At 71.2% G+C, this 19,772-nt stretch carries 18 protein-coding genes and 1 pseudogene; 12 read left to right on the forward strand and 7 right to left on the reverse strand.

The window, feature by feature from the left end:
• Nucleotides 1-154: 154 nt before the first annotated feature.
• Both QEZ54_RS18685 and QEZ54_RS18690 read right to left on the reverse strand, forming a co-directional pair.
• Nucleotides 155-811 carry a response regulator transcription factor gene (locus QEZ54_RS18685; RefSeq protein WP_281305928.1) on the reverse strand — a complete coding sequence of 219 codons (657 nt, stop codon included), beginning with the start codon at nt 809-811 and terminating at the stop codon, nt 155-157.
• The gene (locus tag QEZ54_RS18690; RefSeq protein ID WP_281305929.1) at nt 802-2,064 is read right to left on the reverse strand and encodes a sensor histidine kinase; all 1,263 of its coding nucleotides are present in this window, start codon (nt 2,062-2,064) and stop codon (nt 802-804) included. The genes QEZ54_RS18685 and QEZ54_RS18690 overlap by 10 nt, the downstream gene beginning before the upstream one ends.
• Nucleotides 2,065-2,291: 227 nt before the next feature.
• On the opposite strand from QEZ54_RS18690, the gene QEZ54_RS18695 reads away from it, so the two are divergent.
• The 7 genes and pseudogenes from QEZ54_RS18695 (at nt 2,292) to QEZ54_RS18725 (ending at nt 8,434) form a co-directional block, all read left to right on the forward strand.
• The gene (locus QEZ54_RS18695; protein WP_281305930.1) at nt 2,292-3,038 is read left to right on the forward strand and encodes a lytic polysaccharide monooxygenase; all 747 of its coding nucleotides are present in this window, start codon (nt 2,292-2,294) and stop codon (nt 3,036-3,038) included.
• Nucleotides 3,039-3,109: 71 nt separating this feature from the next.
• Nucleotides 3,110-3,706, forward strand: a complete 597-nt coding sequence (locus QEZ54_RS18700; RefSeq protein ID WP_281305931.1) for a DUF305 domain-containing protein — start codon at nt 3,110-3,112, stop codon at nt 3,704-3,706.
• A gap of 276 nt (nt 3,707-3,982) precedes the next feature.
• Nucleotides 3,983-4,723: an SGNH/GDSL hydrolase family protein gene (locus QEZ54_RS18705; protein ID WP_281305932.1), complete on the forward strand. Its 741-nt coding sequence runs from the start codon at nt 3,983-3,985 to the stop codon at nt 4,721-4,723.
• A gap of 312 nt (nt 4,724-5,035) precedes the next feature.
• Complete coding sequence (locus QEZ54_RS18710; RefSeq protein WP_281305933.1) at nt 5,036-6,013, forward strand: ATP-dependent DNA ligase; 978 nt, start codon at nt 5,036-5,038, stop codon at nt 6,011-6,013.
• A 7-nt stretch (nt 6,014-6,020) separates the two neighbouring features.
• A pseudogene (locus QEZ54_RS36395) lies at nt 6,021-6,414 on the forward strand (hypothetical protein).
• A 53-nt stretch (nt 6,415-6,467) separates the two neighbouring features.
• Entirely contained in the window at nt 6,468-7,370 is a 903-nt protein-coding gene (locus tag QEZ54_RS18720) for an ABC transporter ATP-binding protein (protein ID WP_281305934.1), read from the forward strand.
• Nucleotides 7,367-8,434 (forward strand): ABC transporter permease, encoded by a 1,068-nt coding sequence (locus QEZ54_RS18725; RefSeq protein ID WP_281305935.1) that lies wholly within the window; start codon nt 7,367-7,369, stop codon nt 8,432-8,434. Before QEZ54_RS18720 ends, QEZ54_RS18725 begins: the two co-directional genes overlap by 4 nt.
• A gap of 4 nt (nt 8,435-8,438) precedes the next feature.
• Here QEZ54_RS18725 and QEZ54_RS18730 read toward each other — a convergent pair whose 3' ends face one another.
• Both QEZ54_RS18730 and QEZ54_RS18735 read right to left on the reverse strand, forming a co-directional pair.
• Nucleotides 8,439-8,768 carry a YkvA family protein gene (locus tag QEZ54_RS18730; protein WP_281305936.1) on the reverse strand — a complete coding sequence of 110 codons (330 nt, stop codon included), beginning with the start codon at nt 8,766-8,768 and terminating at the stop codon, nt 8,439-8,441.
• A 159-nt stretch (nt 8,769-8,927) separates the two neighbouring features.
• The gene (locus tag QEZ54_RS18735) at nt 8,928-11,135 is read right to left on the reverse strand and encodes an MMPL family transporter (protein ID WP_281305937.1); all 2,208 of its coding nucleotides are present in this window, start codon (nt 11,133-11,135) and stop codon (nt 8,928-8,930) included.
• A 279-nt stretch (nt 11,136-11,414) separates the two neighbouring features.
• Between QEZ54_RS18735 and QEZ54_RS18740 the strand changes: the two genes are divergently transcribed.
• Nucleotides 11,415-11,996: a TetR family transcriptional regulator gene (locus tag QEZ54_RS18740; protein ID WP_281305938.1), complete on the forward strand. Its 582-nt coding sequence runs from the start codon at nt 11,415-11,417 to the stop codon at nt 11,994-11,996.
• A gap of 231 nt (nt 11,997-12,227) precedes the next feature.
• On the opposite strand, the gene QEZ54_RS18745 is transcribed toward QEZ54_RS18740, so the two are convergent.
• Nucleotides 12,228-13,478: a family 16 glycosylhydrolase gene (locus QEZ54_RS18745; protein ID WP_281305939.1), complete on the reverse strand. Its 1,251-nt coding sequence runs from the start codon at nt 13,476-13,478 to the stop codon at nt 12,228-12,230.
• Nucleotides 13,479-13,771: 293 nt separating this feature from the next.
• Between QEZ54_RS18745 and QEZ54_RS18750 the strand changes: the two genes are divergently transcribed.
• Entirely contained in the window at nt 13,772-14,605 is an 834-nt protein-coding gene (locus QEZ54_RS18750; protein ID WP_281305940.1) for a PhzF family phenazine biosynthesis isomerase, read from the forward strand.
• A gap of 68 nt (nt 14,606-14,673) precedes the next feature.
• Here the strand turns inward: QEZ54_RS18750 and QEZ54_RS18755 are convergent, their stop codons facing one another.
• On the reverse strand, nt 14,674-14,976 hold the full coding sequence (locus QEZ54_RS18755) for a glycerophosphodiester phosphodiesterase family protein (protein ID WP_281305941.1): 303 nt from the start codon (nt 14,974-14,976) through the stop codon (nt 14,674-14,676).
• Between the two features lie 142 nt (nt 14,977-15,118).
• Here QEZ54_RS18755 and QEZ54_RS18760 point away from each other — a divergent pair, with 142 nt between their 5' ends.
• A complete protein-coding gene (locus QEZ54_RS18760) occupies nt 15,119-16,066 on the forward strand; it encodes a MerR family transcriptional regulator (RefSeq protein WP_281305942.1) in 948 nt (315 codons plus the stop codon).
• Nucleotides 16,067-16,116: 50 nt separating this feature from the next.
• Here QEZ54_RS18760 and QEZ54_RS18765 read toward each other — a convergent pair whose 3' ends face one another.
• Complete coding sequence (locus QEZ54_RS18765; protein WP_281305943.1) at nt 16,117-16,692, reverse strand: hypothetical protein; 576 nt, start codon at nt 16,690-16,692, stop codon at nt 16,117-16,119.
• 304 nt (nt 16,693-16,996) lie between these two features.
• Here QEZ54_RS18765 and QEZ54_RS18770 point away from each other — a divergent pair, with 304 nt between their 5' ends.
• Both QEZ54_RS18770 and QEZ54_RS18775 read left to right on the forward strand, forming a co-directional pair.
• Nucleotides 16,997-17,824 (forward strand): alpha/beta hydrolase, encoded by an 828-nt coding sequence (locus QEZ54_RS18770; RefSeq protein ID WP_281305944.1) that lies wholly within the window; start codon nt 16,997-16,999, stop codon nt 17,822-17,824.
• A gap of 202 nt (nt 17,825-18,026) precedes the next feature.
• The gene (locus QEZ54_RS18775) at nt 18,027-19,682 is read left to right on the forward strand and encodes a hypothetical protein (RefSeq protein ID WP_281305945.1); all 1,656 of its coding nucleotides are present in this window, start codon (nt 18,027-18,029) and stop codon (nt 19,680-19,682) included.
• Nucleotides 19,683-19,772 lie beyond the last annotated feature (90 nt).

The raw sequence follows: 19,772 nt of genomic DNA on the forward strand, positions 1-19,772 counted from the left end.
GGGTCAAAGAGTCGCTCCGCAACAGGCAATCCGACCGCATACAGTGATCACCGCCAGCCCCCGCTCACCGCTGCGCACGCGCTCACCGCCGGGTCCGCGTTCACCATCAGCCCGCGGTCACCGCCGGGTCCGCGATCCGGCGGGTCGCCGTTGGTCAGGAGCGGAGGAAGGTGAGCACGGCCAGGACGCGGCGGTGGTCGTTGTCGTCGGGTGCCAGGCCGAGCTTGGTGAAGATGCTGGTCACGTGCTTCTCGACGGCACCCTCCGTGACGACCAGCCGCCGGGCGACCGAGGTGTTCGAGCGGCCCTCGGCCATCAGCGCCAGCACTTCGCGCTCGCGCGGACTCAGCACCGCCAGCGGATCGGCCTGCCGGCGGCGTACCAGCAGCTGGGCCACCACCTGCGGGTCGAGCACGGTGCCGCCCGCCGCGACCCGGCGCACCGCGTCGATGAAGTCGGCCACGTCGGCGACCCGGTCCTTGAGCAGGTAGCCGACCCCGCCGGGCCGCGGCCCGCCCATCAGCGCGAGCAGGTCGTCGGCGTAGGACGCCTCGACGTACTGCGACAGCACCAGGATGGGCGCCTCCGGGTGGGTCCGCCGGATCGACACCGCCGCCCGCAGCCCCTCGTCGGTGTGCGAGGGCGGCATCCGTACGTCGACGACGCTGATGTCGGGCCGCAGCCGCGCGACGGCCGCCACGAGGGCCGGTCCGTCGCCGACGGCGGCCGCCACGGTGCAGCCGTTCTCCTCCAGCAGCCGGATCAGGCCCTCGCGCAGCAGCACCGCGTCCTCGGCGAGGACTACTCGCACGGCAGCTCCCACCGCAGGGTGGTGGGCCCGCCCACCGGGCTGTCGACGGTCATGCGCCCGCCGAGTGCCTCGATCCGGTCGGCCAGGCCGGCCAGCCCGTGCCCCTTCGACATGTGTGCTCCGCCCCGTCCGTCGTCGGTCACCGACGCGAACACGGTAGCGCCGTCGGCGGCCACGGTGACGCTGGCGATGCCCGCGCCGCTGTGCTTGGCCACGTTCGTCAGCGCCTCCGCGACGGCGAAGTAGACGCCGGTCTCGACGGCGTCGGGCAGCCGCCCGCCCGCGGCGAGGGCCTCGTCCAGGCGGAGCGCGACCGGGACCGGGCAGCGGCTGGCGACCGCGGTGAGCGCGCTGGCCAGGCCGCGGTCGGCCAGGATCGGCGGGGCGATGCCACGCGAGAGCGTACGCAGCTCGTCGAGGGTCTCCCGGGTGAACTCGATCGCCTCGTCCAGGGTCTCGCGGACCCGCTCGGGGTCGGCGTCGAGCTGCTGGCGGGCCCGGCCCAGGTCGAGTGCCAGCCGGACCAGGCGCTGCTGCGGGCCGTCGTGGATGTCGCGCTCGAGCCGCCGCAGCGCGGTCGCCTCCGCCGAGACCGCGGCCCGGGTCTGGGCGCGGGAGCGTACGAGCTGGGCCCGGGTGTCGGCCAGGTCGCTGAGCAGGGTCGCGGCGGGGCGGGCGGTGAGCAGGGCACTGCCGCGCACGACCCAGGGCAGGCTGAGGGCCAGCGCCGTACCGATGGCGAACTGCAGCCAGCGCTCGGCGGCCAGGGTGTCGCCCAGCCCGATGAGCTCGGCCAGGCCGTGCTGGTCGGGGCCGTCGGGCAGCCAGCGCGACCAGAACCAGAAGGTCAGCCCGCCCAGCGCGCCGGCCCACCAGGTCGTGGTCAGGACGAAGCCGATGATCGCCAGCGGGAACTGCAGCACGCTCCAGAGCAGGTCCAGCCAGGACTGGCCGTCGCGCAGCGGGGTCAGCAGGCGCCGCAGGGTCGAGTCGGCCGGTTCGGCGGTGCGGTAGTACGGGCGGGGCAGCGGCCGGTCGAGCACCCGGGCGGCGCGCAGCCGCTCCAGGTCGGCCAGGCCGCGGGCCACCATCAGGCTCCCGGCCAGGACGAGCAGGCCGACCCCGAACAGGACCAGGGTGCCGACGCCGAGGCTGAAGCCGACCACGGCGAAGACGAAGGCCGGGACGCACAGCAGCATGCTGACCAGGACGTACACGGTGTCGGCGCCCAGGCGGCGCACGGTGGGGGTCATGGTCGAAACGGTAGAGGCCGGACGGCGCGCCTCCCATGCGGCCAGCAGGCGAACCGGGGGTGGGGTTAACCCGAACCCGACCGGTCCGCAGAACGTGCCAACCTGAATCGGCATGGTAAGGAGTATTTACTGTTAGGAATCTTGACTTTACATTTCTATGAACCAGCGTCGATGGCTTCCCACCCCGGCGACCGGCGCGTACCTCTCCAACCAAGTGAGGAGGAGCCATGCGTAAACGTCTCGCCGTACCGGTGCTGTCGATCCTCGCGGTCGCGGCGTCCCTGCTGGTCGGTGTACCGGCCGACGCCCACGGCTACATCTCGTCGCCGGCCAGTCGGCAGGCCAACTGCGCCCAGCACAAGACGTCGTTCGACTGCGGCGACATCGTCTGGGAGCCGCAGAGCGTCGAGGCCCCGAAGGGCTCGATGCAGTGCAACGGCGGCGGCAGCCGGTTCGCGATCCTGAACGACAACTCGCGGCCGTGGCCGACCACGTCGGTGGGCAACAACGTCACCTTCAACTGGGTGCTCACCGCCCGCCACCGGACCAGCACCTGGGAGTACTTCGTCGGGAGCACCCGGATCGGGGTCGTGAACGACAACGGCGCCACCCCGGGCGCGACGGTGTCGCACAACATCAGCCTCGGCGGGCGTACCGGCCGGATCACCGTGCTGGCGCGCTGGAACGTCTACGACACCGGCAACGCGTTCTACTCCTGCGTCGACCTGCAGGTGGGCGGCGGTGGCGGCGGCAACCCGACGCCCAGCCCGACTCCGCCGACCAACCCGACGCCGTCCCCGCAGCCGACCTCCAGCCCGAACCCGCCCTCGGGTACGACCTGGACCGCGGGCACGGCCTACGCGGTGGGCGCGACCGTCACCTACGCCGGTCTGAGCTACCGGTGCCTCCAGGCGCACACGGCCCTCGCCGGCTGGGAGCCGCCGAACACGCCCGCGCTCTGGCAGCGCGTCTAGTCCCACCCGAGGACCGGGTCCGCCACCCCCGCCAGGGTGGCGGACCCGGCACCGTACCCCCGAGGAGGACCATGAAGCGCGTCGTCGCGCTGGCCGCCGCCGTGCTCGTGCTGGCCGGCTGCGGGAGCACCGAAGGGGCGGCCCCCGCGGCGCAGCCGCCCGCCGCGTCCGCGCTCGGCTCGCCGCCGCCGATCTCGCCCTCGGGGGCGTTCAACGACACCGACGTGATGTTCCTCCAGATGATGGTCGGCCAGTACGGCCCAGCCGCCGAGCTGCTGGATCTGGCCCGCAGCCGCAGCACCGACCAGAAGGTGCGGGAACTGGCCGCCGCCATCGCGGTCACCCAGGCCGACGAGGCCAGGACCATGCGGGACTGGCTCGCGACCTGGAAGCAGGCGCCGTCGCCCGCCGCCGACCCGCACCTGCACGAGGGCCACGGCGGGCTGCCCGCCACCGGTCCGAAGGAGATCGAGGCGCTGCGCGGGGCCGCCGCGGCCGACTTCGACAAGACGTTCCTGAACCTGCTCATCGGGCACCAGCACCAGGCCGTCGAGTACGCGCGGATGGAGCTGGGCGGGGGCATCCACTCCGGCGCGCTGGAACTGGCCACGCGTGTCGACCAGACCAGATCCTCCGAGATCGCCATGATGCTCGGCATGGTCGCCTGACTGGATTGGACGCGCATCCGGCAATTCCTGGATCTCGTCATCGCCACCATCCGGATTCCAGCGCGCTGACCAGCGACATCCACTCAGGACCTCGATCAATTACGGGCGGTCACGCCAAGATCGCTGAAAGTTCTTGCACGCCTTGCGTTACGGGGTATTCCCACCCGGCATAGAAGCTGGTATCTATACGTGCACGATCGACCCCCTAGCCCGGAGGACGACTTGCGCCGATCGCGTCTCGTGACCCTCGCAGTAGGATTCGCCACCGCATTCGCTGTGACGGTCACCCTGGCAGCCACACCCGCACAGGCTGCCTCATCTGTCCGCTACGTCGCCCTCGGCGACTCCTACGCCTCAGGCGTGGGAGCCGGCTCCGAGAGCGGCACCTGCCAGCGCAGCCCCAACGCGTACCCCGCGCTGTGGGCCGCCGCCAACGCCCCCGCCTCCTACGTGTCGGTCGCCTGTTCCGGGGCGACGACCACGACCGTCATCAACTCCCAGCTGTCCGCGCTGAGCAGCACCACCACGCTGGTCAGCATCTCCGTCGGCGGCAACGACATGGGGTTCAGCAACATCATGTCGACCTGCGCGCTGAAGGGCACCACCGAGTGCGTCGCCGCGGTCCAGGCGGCCGAGGACAAGGCCCGCTCCAGCCTCACCGGTCTGTTGAACAACGTGTACAACGGCATCCGGTCCAAAGCGCCCAACGCCCGCGTCGTCGTCCTCGACTACCCGGTCTTCTACCAGCTCGGCACCACGTGTGTCGGGCTGAGCGCCACCTCGCGCACGAAGATCAATGAGGGCATCAACGTCATCGACGACATCATCCGCTCCGCCGCCCAGGCGCACGGGTTCGTCTTCGCCGACGTCCGCTCGATCTTCGTCGGGCACCAGCTGTGCAGCGGCGACAAGTGGCTGCACGCGCTGAACTTCGCCAGCCTCAGCATCTCCTACCACCCCAACAGCTCGGGCCACGCCAAGGGATACCTGCCGGTGTTCCGCACGGCCGCAGGCTGATCCGGGGTCCGGTGCGGCGGGCACCTCCCGGCCCGCCGCGCCGGACCTCGCCCCCGGCCCCCTCGACCCTCGTCGGGTCAGCGCGAGCGGCGGGCCGGCCGCAGCCGTTCCGGTGATGATCGCCGTCTGGAAGCGCAATCTGGTCTCAGCGCGCGCCGTCCGACTCCGATCCCTGACGCGCTCGGAGTCCGGGAGCGGCTGCGGGCAGGATACGGTGAAAGCTGTGAATTGCCGCCTCGGTGAGGCACCGGTGGCGGTATTGGTGGAAGTGCCGCAGTGACGGCGGCGGCATCGATGGTGGAGGGTGATCAGGTGGCGGCAGCGGGTGAGACGCGCGACGGGGTGTCGCTGACCAACCTCGACCAGGCCCTCTTCGAGGGGGCCGACGCGACCAAGCGCGACCTCGTCGACTATCTGGACGCCGTACACCCGATGATGCTGCCCGCGCTGCGCGACCGGCCGCTGTCGGTGGTGCGGATGCTGCGCGACCAGCCTCCGTTCATGCAGAAGAACCTGCCGAAGTACACCCCGGACTGGGTGCGGTCGATGTCGCTGTGGGCCGAGACCTCGCACCGCGAGGTGAACTACGCGCTGTGCGACGACCGCCGCACGCTGCTGTGGTTCGCCAACCAGAGAGCCATCGAGTACCACCCGACGCTCGTGCTCGCCGCCGACTTCGGCCACCCGACCCATCTCGTCCTGGACCTCGACCCGCCGGACGTGCACGAGCACGCCGCGGAGGCGTTCGCCGCGGCCGCGCGGGCCGCGCTGCTGGTGCGCCAGGTGCTGACCGAGGCCGGTCTGGACGGCGCCGTAAAGACCAGCGGCGCCAAGGGCGTGCACGTGTTCGTGCCGCTGGACGGCAAGGCCGGCACCGAGGACGTCGCGGCCGCCACCAGGGCGGTCGCCGCCCGCGCCGAACGGCTCGACCCGGCGCTGGCCACCACCGCGTTCATCAGGGCCGACCGGGGTGACCGGGTGTTCCTCGACTCGACCAGGGCGGGCGGCGGCACGGTCGTCTCCGTGTACAGCCCGCGCCTGCGCCCCGGCGCGCCGGTGTCGTACCCGGTCGGCTGGGCGGATCTGACCTCGGCCACCCCGGCCGACTTCACCATCCGGACCGTGCCGGGGCTGCTCGGCGGCGTCGACCGCTGGGCCGAGGCCATGCCCGCCGCGCAGGTGCTGCCGGCGGATCTGATCGCCGAGGGCCACACCATCCCGATCGCCCGGGTCCAGGCGATGCACGAGGGCAAGCGCCGCGCCAGGGCCCGCCGCGAGCAGGCCGACTAGCGGTGGTATCGGGTCAGGGTGCGCCACACGTAGGCACCCGGATCCCAGAGCAGCAGCGGCGTCATGGTCCACCAGCAGAAGAGGCCGGCGTCGTGCCATGACCAGACGTCGCACTCCGGGCGACGATTGGGCGGGCGCGGAGGGGGTATGCGATCTTCATGGTGACGAACGTGACTGCCCCGCCCGGTGGGGTGATGACCGACGAGGTCGGGACCATCACCGGCGACCTCAGCCTCGAACCGACGGTGACGCCCGACGGCCTTGTCACGCTCCGGGTGCAGTACCAGGGGGCCGACGAGTGGTACACGGTCGCCGGTGCCAGCGCGAGGGTGCCCGACCCCGCCGATCAGGAGGCGGTGGAGCGGGTCGAAGAGCAACTTCTGGCCCGGTTCGCCGGATAGGCGCCGTCCATTCCCGATGATCGTCGTGGCGCGATGTCGGTATGGTGCAACGCATGCCACCTACGATCCAGGTCACCGACCTGCGCAAGGCCTACGGGGAACTCGTGGCCGTGGACGGGGTGTCGTTCGAGGTCCAGACCGGGGAGTTCTTCGGCATCCTCGGCCCGAACGGCGCCGGCAAGACGACCACGCTGGAGATGATGGAGGGACTGCGCCAGCCCGACGCGGGGCAGGTCACCCTGTTCGGCGAGAAGCCGTGGCCGCGCAACCCGAAGCTGCTGCCCCGCATCGGGGTGCAGCTTCAGGCCAGCGCGTTCTTCGAGCGGCTGACCGCCCGCGAGCAGATCCGCACCTTCGCCTCCCTGTACGGCGTCTCCGCCAAGAAGGCCGACGAGTGGCTCGACCGCGTCGGCCTGTCCGACATGGCCGGCAAGCGCAACGAGGACCTGTCCGGCGGCCAGCAGCAGCGGCTGTCCATCGCCTGCGCGTTGGCGCACGAGCCCGACCTGGTCTTCCTTGACGAGCCCACCTCGGGGCTGGACCCGCAGGCGCGCCGCAACCTGTGGGACGTGCTGCGCGACATCAACTCCCAGGGCCGCACCGTGGTGCTGACCACGCACTACCTGGACGAGGCCGAGTCGCTGTGCGACCGGGTCGCCATCATGGACCACGGCCGGATCCTGGAGTCCGGCCCGCCCGCCGCGCTGGTGCGTGACCTGGACGCGCCGACCCGCATCTCCGTCGAGACCGGCACCATGGCGCTGGACGCGGCCCGGGGGCTGGTCGAGGGCGTGGAGGTGGAGGACGACGGGGTGTCGCTGACCTTCGCCACGCGTACCCCCGCGCCGGTGCTCTCCGCCCTGGCCGAGCGTGACGCGCTGCGCGGCCTGTCGGTGCGCGGCGCCACGCTCGAAGACGTCTTCCTGCACCTGACCGGACGGGAGTACCGGGCATGACCGGGCTGCTCAGCCTCTCCGCGGCGATGGCGCGCGGCTTCTTCCGCGACCGCACCGCGCTGTTCTTCACCATCCTGTTCCCGCTGATGTTCCTGATCATCTTCGGGGCGCTGCTGAACTCGCCGGGCTCCTCGAAGACCGAGGTGGTGCAGATCGGGTCGATCGCGGCCCTGGACAATCTGCCCGCCGACGCGAAGCAGCAGCTGTCGGACGTGCTCGAGGTGGTGCGCGTGGACGACCGCGCCGCCGCGCTGCAGCAGGTGCGCGACGGTGACGTCGCCGCCGCGCTGGAGCAGCAGGGCGACCGGGTGATCGTGCACTTCTCCGCCGCCGACCAGGTCAAGGCGGCCACGGTGCACGGCATCATGCAGGCGCTGGTGCAGCAGGGTAATCTGGCCGCCGCGGGGGTGACCAAGCCGGCGCTGACGCTCACCAGCCAGCAGGTCGAGGACGAGTCGCTCAAGGCGATCCAGTACATGACCCCGGGGCTGCTGGGGTGGGCCATCGCCAGCGGCGCGACGTTCGGCGCCGCGCTGACGCTGGTGTCGTGGCGGCAGAAGAAGATCCTGCGGCGCCTGCGGCTCTCGCCGGTGCCGCTGGTCTCGGTGATCGGCGCCCGGGTCTCGGTCAGCGTCATGATCGCGCTGGTGCAGTCGGCGGTCTTCGTCGGCGTGGCGCTGCTGCCGATGTTCGGCCTGCAACTGTCCGATCAGTGGTACGCCTTCATCCCGCTCATGATCGTCGGGACGCTCGCGTTCCTCTCGATCGGCCTGCTCGCCGGGGCGGCGGCCAAGACGTCCGAGGCCGCCAGCGCCATCGCGAACCTGATCGTGCTGCCGATGGCGTTCCTGTCCGGCGCGTTCTTCCCGCTGGACAACGCCCCGAAGTGGCTGCAGCAGATCTCCGACCTGCTGCCGCTCAAGCACCTGGTCAGCTCCATGCAGGACGTGATGGTCCGGGGCGAGGGCTTCACCGCCACGCTGCCCGCCATCGGCATCCTGGCCGGGTTCTCGATCGTGGTGTCCGGCATCGCCGCACTGCTGTTCAAGTGGGACGACGCCTGACGGTTCAGCGCCGTACGCCGCGCTCGCTGCCAGCCTGGCGCGAGCGCGGCAGCGGCAGCTTCACGCCGCGTTTGCGCAGCTGGCTGGTCAGGTAGACGAGCGCCGCGGCGAGCACGCCCATGTCGTCCAGGTAGATCGGGTCGGGCAGCAGGTCGACCGGCAGGAACGTGTAGATCAGCGCGCCGTAGAAGGCCCATCTGCCGCCGGCGCCGACCTGGTCCAGCAGGCGCTTGGTGACGAACAGCCGCTTGCCCAGCTTGATGGCTCCCCAGAGGGTGAGCAGGCAGAAGACAGCGCCGACGACGGCGATCAGAATCCAGGTCTCTCGCGACACGAACGCTTTCTACCCCATCCCCCCGCGAATAAGCACCGGGGTGTCGGGCGGGCTCGTCGGCAGGTGCAGTTTCGGGGAAAGTGCTGGAATCTTGGCTCGGATTCCTACACTTTCCCCGAAACTGCAGTGACCACCAGGCCGTGGAGGCCGGCGCGACGATCAGTCGACGGCGACCGGCTCGGCGAGCGCCGCGGGCGCCGCCGGCTCCGGCTGGTGCAGGCGCTGGCCCTCGACGTCCATGTCGGGCAGCAGGCGGCCCAGCCAGCGGGGCAGCCACCAGGCCGCCTTTCCGAGCAGCGACATCACCGCGGGCACGATCGTCATCCGGACGATGAACGCGTCGACCAGTACCCCGAACGCCAGCGCGAACCCGATCGACTGGATCAGCGTCTCGCCGGAGAACACGAACCCGCCGAACACGCTGATCATGATGATCGCCGCCGCGGTGACCACCCGGGCCCCGTGCCGGAACCCGGTCACGACCGCCTCCCGCGCCGGCGCCCCGTGTACGAAGTCCTCGCGCATCCGGGTCACCAGGAACACCTGGTAGTCCATGGCCAGGCCGAACAGGATGCCGATGAGCAGCACCGGCAGCATGCTCATGATCGGGCCGGTCTCCTCGACCCCGAACACCTCGCTCAGCCAGCCCCACTGGAACACGGCCACCACCGCGCCGAACGTGGCCGCGACGCTGAGCAGGAACCCGAGCGTGGCCTTCAGCGGCACCAGCAGCGAGCGGAACACCAGCAGCAGCAGCAGGAACGCCAGCCCGACCACGACCGCCAGGTACGGCACGAGCGCGTCGTCGAGGCGGGTGGACACGTCGATGGCCAGTGCGGTGACGCCGGTGACCGCGAGGGTGGCGCCCGTTCCGGCGGCGATGTCGGCGCGGTGGTCGCGGATGCGGTGCACCAGGTCGGCCGTGGCCTGGTCGTTCGGGCCGGTCTTCGGGATCACCGCGATCAGCGCCGTGCGCCCGTCGGGGGACAGGCCCTGCGGCGCGGCGTACGCCACGTTGCGCTGGCTCATCAGCTTGCCGGTGAGCGCACCGGTCACGGCCTGCGGGTCGGCGCCCGCGGGCAGTTCGGCCACGATCACCAGGGAGCCGTTGAAGCCGGGACCGAATCCGGTGGTGAGCAGGTCGTACGCCTTGCGCTGGGTGGTGGCCGAGGGCTGCATGCCGTCGTCGGGCAGGCCGAGGCGCAGGTCCTTGGCGGGGACCGCGATCACGGCGAGGGCGGCGATGGCCAGGATCAGCACCGGGATGCGGAAGCGGACCACGAACCGGGCCCAGCGCTCGCCCATCGGCACCGGCCCGCCGTCGGCCTCCGGGTCGGGCGTGGCGTGGCCGAACAGGCGGCCCTTGACCAGGCGGTTGCCGCTGAAGCCGAGCAGCGCGGGCAGCAGGGTGACGGCCACCAGCACCGCGATCGCGACGACGCCGGCGGCGGTCAGGCCCATACCGCGCAGCAGCGGGATGCCGACGACCGACAGGGCCGCCAGCGCGATGATCACGGTGAGGCCGGCGAAGACCACCGCCGATCCGGCCGTGCCGACCGCGCGCCCGGCCGCCTCCGCGCCGTCCTTGCGCACCAGCAGCTCGTGCCGGAACCGGGACACGATGAACAGCGCGTAGTCGATGCCGACGGCCAGCCCCAGCATCAGGGCCAGGATCAGGCTGTTGGAGTTGATGTCGGCCACGCGGGCGACGATGAGGATGGCCGCCATGCCCACGGCCACGCCCGCGAACGCGGTGAGCAGCGGCAGCCCGGCGGCGATCAGCGAGCCGAGTGTGATGATCAGCACGAGCGCGGCGATGGCCAGGCCGATGACCTCGACGATGCCGGTCTCCGGGTTGGCCCGCAGCGCGTCGCCGCCCACCTCGACGGTCAGCCCGGCGTCGCGGCCGGTCTGCGCGGCGTCCATCAGCGCCGCGCGGTCGTCGTCGGTCAGGGCCATCCCCTGCACCGCGTACGAGACCTGGGCGAAGGCGTAACGGCCGTCCAGGGAGATGGACTTCGCCGTGTACGGGTCGACGACCCGCGCCACCTGCGGCGCGTGCTGCAGCTGCGCCACCACCTGGCCGATCGCCGCCTGCACCGCCGGGTCGGCGACGGTCTTGCCCGCCGGCATCGCGAACACGACCCGGGCGCTGGCGCCACCGGCATGCGCCTCGGGGAAGCGCTCGGCCAGCTGGTCGATGGCCCGCTGCGCCTCGGTGCCCGGAATCTTGAAGTCGTTGGACATCTTGCCGGACAGGGTGGCCGCGCCGGCGCCCGCGAGGGCGAGCAGCAGCACCCAGACGCCGAGCACCAGCCAGCGACGGCGGTAAGAGAACCGGCCGAGTCGGTAGAGGATCGTTGCCACGGTGGAGAACTCCAGACGAGGGAAGGGTGGCGGTCATCACGGCGAAACACGCAGTTCATACGCGTGAAGGGGTTGCCGTGCTCGGGGCCGACACTAGCCGTTCGTCAAGGCCGCAGCAAGCCGATCGGCAAGGCGTGAACTTGACGTTCGGCAAGTTTTCAGCTTGCCGTTCGGTAAGTTCGCAGCTAGCCGAACGGCTGGGTAAGGGCTTGCCGAACGGCTAGCCTTTACTCGAACAGGGACTTTCCCTAGAGTGAGTGATCTGGTAAGGAGTACGCCGTGACAGCTGTGGCCCAGGCCGACTCGCGCGGTCCGGAGCGCACCCGGCAGCGCCTGATCGACGAGGCCTGCCGGCTGTTCGCCATGCACAGCTTCGCGGGCACCTCGCTGCAGATGATCGCCGACAACCTCGGTGTGACGAAGGCCGCGATCTACCACCACTTCAAGACCCGTGACGACATCCTCACCGCCGTGATCGCGCCCGCGATCGAGGAGCTGCGCGGCATCATCACGACGGCGCAGGCGCAGCGGACCCCGGCCCTGCGGGCCGACGCGATGCTGTCGGGGCTGGTGGACCTCACGGTCAAGCACCGGGCGCTGATCGCGATGATCGGCACCGACCCGGGGGTGACCAGCGCGCTGGAGAGCCACCCGGACATAGTGGACCTGTTCCGGCGTCCGGCCGAGCTGATGACGCTCGACGACACCCCGGCCGCCGAGATCAACGCGGTGGCGGCACTGGCGGGTATCGCCACGACCGCTTCGTCGCCGATTCTGCAGCACCACGAGTCGTCGGTGCTGCGCGAGTGCCTGATCGCGGTGGGCCGCCGCATCCTGGGCATCCGCGGCCGCCGCGCCTGACCGGCGCCGGGGCTCGACCGCCGGTGGCGATCTCTGGGCCGAGATCGCTTCGTGATCGCTGTTCGCGGTCGGAAAGTGGCGCGGTGGCCGAGGTCTTCACCCCGGACGGCGATCTTGGAGGTTCGGCGGGCTGGTGATCGCCGGCTGGGGCGGAAAGCCGGTGGCCGTCGGCTGCGGGGTGAGCGGGTCCGTCGCGGTGGGCGCGACGGACCCGCGAGCCGACACGTCGGATCAGCCCTTGCGCCACTTCTGGGCGCTGGTGCCGTTGCAGGTCCACAGCTGGAGCTTGGTGCCGTTGCCGGTGGCCGCGCCGGTCACGTCGACGCACTTGTTGGCCTGCGGGTTCACCAGGTCGCCGGCGGCGTTGAGGGTGAACTTCTGCGCGCCGCTGCCGTTGCAGGTGTAGAGCTGGATCGCCGCGCCGTCGGCGGATGAGCCCGCCGCGACGTCCATGCACTTGCCCAGCGCCTGCACGCTGCCGTTGGCGGCGAAGGTCCACTTCTGGGCACCGGTGCCGTTGCAGTCCCAGATCTGCAGGCGCGCGCCGTCGACGGCGTTCGAGCTGGGGATGTCGATGCAGCGGTTGCTGCCGCTGCCGATGATCGAGGAGCCGGTGGGGGTGGTGCCCCCGTCGTTGGCGTACACGCGGACGTAGTCGACGACCATGGTCTGCGGGAACACGGTGCCGGCGTTGGGGGAGCCGGGCCAGTTGCCGCCGACCGCCACGTTCATGATCATGAAGAACGGGTGGTCGAAGACCCAGCGGTTGCCGCCCGCGTCGGCGCTGGTCTTGCGGGAGTACTGGATGCCGTCGATGTACCAGGTCACCGAGCCGGGCGCCCAGTCCACCGCGTACGTGTGGAAGTCGTTGGCCAGCGCGGCGCCGCCGGGCAGGGTGTACTGGCCGGTGAGCGGGTTGCCGCCGGAGTAGCCCGGGCCGTGCAGGCTGCCGTGGACGGTGCCCGGCTCGGCGCCGATGTTCTCCATGATGTCGATCTCGCCGTTGTTGGGCCACGGGTTGGTGGCGATGTCGTTGCCCAGCATCCAGAACGCGGGCCACAGACCCTGCCCGCGCGGGATCTTGAGGCGCGCCTCGAACCGCCCGTACGTCTGGGTGAACTTGCCCTGGGTGAGCAGGCGCGCGGAGGTGTACTGGCAGCTGCCGTACCAGCAGCCGTAGCCGGCCGGGTTCTCCTTGCGCGCGGTGATCACCAGGTGGCCCTGGCCGTCGTGTGCGGCGTTGCTGGTGCTGTTGGTGTAGTACTGCAGCTCGTTGTTGCCCCAGCCGCCACCGCCGATGTCGAACTTCCACTTGCTGCCGTCGACCGGCGTGCCCGCGGCGGCGTTGAACTCGTCGGCCCAGGTCTGCGGGCCGACCGCGGCGGCGGGTGCGGCGGTGACCACATTGACCGGAACGGCCAGGCCGACCGCGACGAGTGCGGCCGCGGACAGCCGTGCGACCAGGTGTGTTGCTCTGCGCATGTGACTACCTCCCGGGCTCGGGATCGGATGCCGCCAAGCGGTGCCGAGCGGGACACATTGGAAGCAAACTTTATAGATGTATGTCGCTGACGTTACAAATCCGCACCGGTCCCGTCAAGAGAGCGCTCCCTCGCGGCCCGACGGAGCTGGTCGATCAGGAAGCCGTGCCCGCGACACGCCGCCGAACCGTGCCATAGGTTCATGATCGACGGGGTGAGGGGCGGCGCCGGTCACAGCCAGGAATACGGAATTGGTCGTCGTGGCGGGCCCCGGCCGTGACTACGGTCGGGGGCGTGGAGATCCTGCGATACACGGCGTTCAGCGAAGATCCGCGCGGCGGCAACCCGGCCGGGGTGGTGCTCGACGCGACCGGCGCCGACGACGCCTCGATGCAGGCCGTCGCCGCCGAGCTCGGCTACTCGGAGACGGCGTTCCTGGTGCCGCGCGGCGGTGACGACTTCGACGTGCGGTACTTCAGCCCGCAGGCGGAGGTGCCGTTCTGCGGCCACGCCACCATCGCCACCGCGGCCGCGTACGCGCGGCGGCACGGGGCCGGGCGGCTGCGCCTGCACACCAGGGCGGGCCTGGTCGAGGTCGGCACGGCGGTGGACGGCGGCACCGCCACGGCGACCCTGACCAGCGTCGCGCCCCGCGTCGAGCCGCTGGCCGAGGCCGACCTCACCGAGCTGCTGGCCGCGCTGGGCTGGTCGGCCGACGACCTCGAGCCGGTGCTGCCGCCCCGGCTGGCGTACGCCGGGGTGTGGCACCCCGTCATCGCCGCCGCGAGCCGCGAGCGGCTGGCCGAGCTGTCGTACGACATGGATGCGCTCGCCCCGCTGATGGCCCGGCGCGGCTGGACGACGGTGGCCCTGGTGTGGCGCGAGTCGGCGACGGTGTTCCACGCCCGCAACCCGTTCCCGCCCGGCGGCGTCTACGAGGACCCGGCGACCGGTGCGGCCGCCGCCGCGTTCGGCGGCTACCTGCGCGAACTCGGCCTGGTGGCGGCACCGGCGACGATCACCGTGCGCCAGGGCGACGACATGGGCCGCCCCAGCCTGCTCACGGTCGCCATCCCGGCCGGGACCGGCGGCATCGACGTCACGGGCACGGCCGTGCCGCTGGCCTGAACCCGTTCTGAGCGCGGGTCCGCCGGCACGCGGACCCGCGCTCATTCCAGCGGGGAGGATCGCCGGAGTCAGTGGGCGTACGAGTTCCAGCCGGCCAGTTCGGCCGGACGGTTGGTGATGATCCCATCGACGCCCAGCGCGTCCAGCTGGTTCCATGTCGTGTCCGAATCGACTGTCCACGCCATCACGGCCACCCCTGCCGCGTGCAGTCCCGCCACCGCGGCGGGGCGGCCGAGCAGCGCGGAAGCGTCCGGGTTGTACGCGGTCAGGTGCAGTTGCGCGGCGAACGCGGCCGGGTCGGTGTCCAGGGCGGGTGGAGCGGCGCGGGGTTCGTGCAGTTTCGGGGAAACTGCACGAATCTCGGCCCGCATTCGTGCAGTTTCCCCGAAAATGCAGTCACCGCACGCGCGGGCGGGGGGCGCGGCGCGGGCAGTCGACTCTGACGCTGCCGTCGGTGCGCGGTGCCGGTTTCCGACTTGAGTCTCCAGTAGGGGGAGACGGCAGGGTGGGGGCATGAACGACGACGACACGCTCTACACGATCGGCGCGTTGGCCCGGCGGACCGGGCTGACCGTGAAGACCATCCGCTTCTACGCCGACAGCGGGATCGTGCCGTCGACCGACCGCAGCCCGGCCGGCTACCGGCGCTACGACGTCCACGCGCTCGCGCGGCTGGATCTGGTGCGTACGCTGCGCGACCTGGGATTCGACCTCGCCGCCATCCGGCGGGTGCTGGACCGCGAGGTCTCCGTGCCCGAGGTTGCGGCGATGCACGCCGATGCCCTTGACGTGCAGATCCGCACACTCCGCCTGCGCCGGGCGGTGTTGCGCGCGGTGGCCCGGCGGGGCTCCACTTCCGAGGAGCTGGATCTCATGCACAAGCTGGCGAAACTCTCCGACGCCGAGCGGCGCCGCCTCATCACCGACTTCGTCGACGACGTCTTCGGCGAGTACGACGCCAACACGGCCTTCATCGAGCTGCTTCGCTCCACGATGCCGGAGCTGCCCGACGACCCCGAGCCCGAGCAGGTCGAGGCGTGGGTGGAGCTGGCCGAACTCACGCAGGACGAGGACTTCCGGGCCTCCGTACGCCGGCTGGCGCGATACCAGGCGGCCGAGCGGGCCAGCGGAGACGACACCGGTCTGCACCACGAGCTGACCGAGCAGGTGCGCAGCACGGTCGCGGCGGCCATCGAGGCGGGCGTCGATCCGACGTCCGCCGCGGCGGCGCCCGTCCTGGCCCACGTCGCCGCCCGGTACGCCGCGGTGTTCGCCCGTTCCGACGACGATGAGCTGCGGCGCTGGCTGCTCGACCGGCTGGAGACCGCCAACGATCCGCGTACCGAGCGTTACTGGCACCTGCTGTCCGTCGTCAACGGATGGCCGGTCCCGCCGAGCCTTGCCCCCGTCTTCGCCTGGCTCATCGAAGCCCTCCGCCACCACGTACGCGACGAGCGTTAGGAAGGGGCCCTTTTACATCGTATTGCGATAAGAAGGGTCTCTTCCTTTCCTCAGGGCCAGCGGGCCGTGAGGTGGCGGGTGATGAGGGCGGCGTGGGACAGCGGGGTGGCCAGGTCGGTCACGTCGCCGTTGACGGTGTAGTCCAGCAGGACCAACGGGCCGGCCAGGGCCAGCGCGCGCAGCTCGGCGACCACGTCGGCGGCGCGTTGCTCCAGCTGGAACAGGTAGGTCGGCAGGTAGATCTCGCGGCGGGCCTGCTCGTATCCGAGCAGTTCCGTGCCGTGCAGGCCGCGCCGGTGCCCGCGGACCGTGCCGCCGCGGTGCGGGGCCCGCTTGATGCCCCGCATCGCGGCGACGGAGAGCTTGGCCGGGTCGACGTCGGCGTGGTCGAGCACCTTCAGCGCCTGCCAGACGCCCTCGGTCGACATGCTCGTCACGCCCGGTGTGAACGGCACCGGAATGCCGCCGTGCGGGTAGAACGGGCTCAGCCGCACCCACGGCTGCTCGCCGCGCGAGGTCACGTCGACGACGGTCGCGCCGGGAAACCGGCGGGCCAGCGTCGCCGCGCCCAGTCGCGCGCTCGCGACCTGCAGATTCTGCGGCGGTACGGTCTCGGCGTCGGTCACGGACCGATACTGCCGCCCGGGTGTGACAAGCCGTCTGAACAGGACTTCCGATCGCTACGTCGGCAAGCCGGGTCCTTGCTCGGCGCCGGTGGTTGAAGAGATCGTTCTGCGGTCGGTGCCGAAACGGATTAACGCAGCAAACAGGCATTTTGCTCCTGAACGGCCTCGGAGCTCTCGCTAGGGCAAACCGCTGAGGGTGAAATGTCGCTGATGCTAGCTTCGTGAGATGGCGGCCCGGCGCCGTGCCGCGACACCCCCGACGCCACTCGCCCGTACCTGGGCGTCGACCTCAGGGAGTCGCAGCATGAGCACCGGTAGGGTCACCACCAAGGACGGCACCGAGATCTTCTACAAGGACTGGGGCACCGGCCAGCCGGTCGTGTTCAGCCACGGCTGGCCGCTGACCGCCGACGCCTGGGACGACCAGATGTGGTACGTCGTCTCCAACGGCTTCCGCGCCATCGCCCACGACCGGCGCGGCCATGGCCGCTCCAGCCAGCCCTGGGAGGGCAACGACCTCAACACGTACGCCGACGACCTGGCCGCCGTGATCGAGAAGCTGGACCTGCGCGACATCGTCCTGGTCGGACACTCCACCGGCGGCGGCGAGATCACCCGGTACATGGGCCGGCACGGCACCGACCGGGTGGCCAAGGCGGTGCTGGTGGGTGCGATCCCGCCGCTGATGCTGCAGACCGACGCCAACCCCGAGGGCCTGCCGCGCAGCGTCTTCGACGGGCTGCGGGAGAGTGTCGAGCGGGACCGGTCGCAGTTCTGGCAGGACCTCAGCGCCCCGTTCTACGGCGCCAACCGGGACGGCTCGAAGGTGAGCCAGGGGGTGCGGGACGCGTTCTGGCTGATGGGCATGACGGTCGGATTCAAGGGGGCGTACGACTGCATCAAGGCGTTCTCGGAGACCGACCTGACCGAGGACTGCAAGAAGATCGACGTGCCGACGCTGATCATCCATGGCGACGACGATCAGATCGTGCCCATCGTGGCCTCGGCGAACAAGTCGTCGAAGCTGATCAGGGACTGCACCCTGCACGTGTACAAGGGCGCGCCGCACGGGCTGACCGCCACGCACCAGGACGAGTTCAACGCCGACCTGCTCGCCTTCCTGAAGGGCTGACGGCGTTCCGTTCAAAGGAACAGTGTTTCTCGTAAGGAAATTTTGGTGGGCCGATCCCTGGTCAGGGGCTCGGCCCACCGCTCGTTGTTTGGCAACCCCCGATTCGACCGGTTGACAACCGGGTTCGGCCCTGCCTTCATTGTCGTATCGCAGATGAGAACGACGTTTCATCTAGCGAAACAATCGAGGGAAGGGAGGTGCCATGCGAAAGAAACGTGCGGTCGTCACCAGCAGTCTTGTGGTCGTCGCCGCGCTCGGCCTGAGCAGCACAGCCGCCCAGGCGTACGGGCCGACGGCGGACTCGCTGGGTTGCCGCCTGTACTTCGGCGACACGGGCACGGGCAGCTCGCCCAGCACGTGGAGTGACACGTTCGGGCTGACCCTGTCGCCGGCCACGCCGACGCCCGGGCAGACCGTGACGGTCACCCTCACCGCTGCGGCAGGTGTCACCAACGGGCCCGCACCGCTGAACCCGGGCGACGTGCCGGTGATCGTCAAGATCGCGCTCGGCGGGTCGCAGTCGGGTTCGGTGAACCTGAACCTGGCCGCCTACCCGGCGGCGGCGAAGGCGGGCTACGTCCCGCTCGGTCCGATCACGGCGACGGGCACGTTCGTCGCCGGAGCGGCCGGTGCCGCCACCGCCACGGTCAGCCAGGTCAAGTTCGCCAACGCCACCGCGGCCACGTACTGCTCGGCCGCGGGCGACCGCGACCAGAAGGCCGCGCCGCAGGCGACCGACATCGCCGAGGCGTTCACCGTCTTCGACGGAGCGGTGCACGTCACCACGGTGTCCGGGCAGACCGTCAGCACGCATGCCCGCGCCGGCAACATGATCGACTACACGGTCTCGGGCCTCGCGCCCGGCGCCACGCTCTCCGCGTCGCTCAAGGACGCGGCCGGGGCGGGCACCGGCGAGGGCTCGGGCACGGGCAGCACGGACGGCACGGGCGCCGGCAGCGGCACCCTGGTCGTACCGGCTGGGGCCACCACCGGTGCGCGGACCCTCGCGGTCACCGACGGGGTCAACACCGTGGTCACGCCGATCACCGTCCTGGGTACGCCGAGCATCGCCATCACCCCCGGTGGCGGCGGCGCGGGCACCTCGGTCACGGTGACCGGCACCGACTGGAACCCGGGCAGCGCCGTCGCGATCCGCGGCTACAAGGCGCTGACCGGGCCGCCGCCGCCCAACCCGACCGGTGACGCCCCCGTGGGTGTGACCGCCTCGGCGACCGGCGGCATCAGCGGCACGTACGTCGTGAACGACGCCGCCACCGCGTACCTCGGTGCGTCGTCGGGCGTCGGTCCGAGCACGCTGTTCGCCGTCGCGGCATGGGCGGCCTCGGCCGACTCCTGCGCCGCGAAGACGGGCTCGGCGACGACCGGGACGTGCGGGCTGACCTACAACCTGTCGCAGACGGTCACCGCGGGCAACCTCGCGATGGGCCGCGCGGCGGGCACCGGCAACATCGCGCTGTCGGGCGTCACGCTCGACGGCACCGTCCACACCAGCACCGGCGCCCTGGCGCCGATCACGGTGACGGACTACCGCGGCAGCACCTTCGGCTGGAGCCTGGTCGGTACGGTCACCGACTTCACCGGCACCCCCGGCGGCACCATCCCGAAGGCGAACCTGTCCTGGACGCCTGCCTGCACCGGCACCGCCGGCGCGACCAACGCCGCGACCGCGGTCGCGGGTTCGGCAGGCCCCGTCAACGGCGCCACGCTGTGCTCGGCCCCGGCCGACGCGGCAGGCACCGGCGGCAGCTTCGACGCCTCCGCGGCGCTCGCCCTGACCGTGCCGGCGAACCAGCTGGCCGGTTCGTACACCGCGACGCTCACGCTCACGCTGAGCTGACCGGGACCGGTGGGGGCGGGCGCTATCCGTCCCCACCGGCCGATCGAGGACGCGGACCGGCCTTCCGGCGCGTCCCGCGTGTTGATTCTG

The sequence above is a fragment of the Catellatospora sp. KI3 genome (assembly GCF_029948125.1).
GTDB lineage: Bacteria > Actinomycetota > Actinomycetes > Mycobacteriales > Micromonosporaceae > Catellatospora.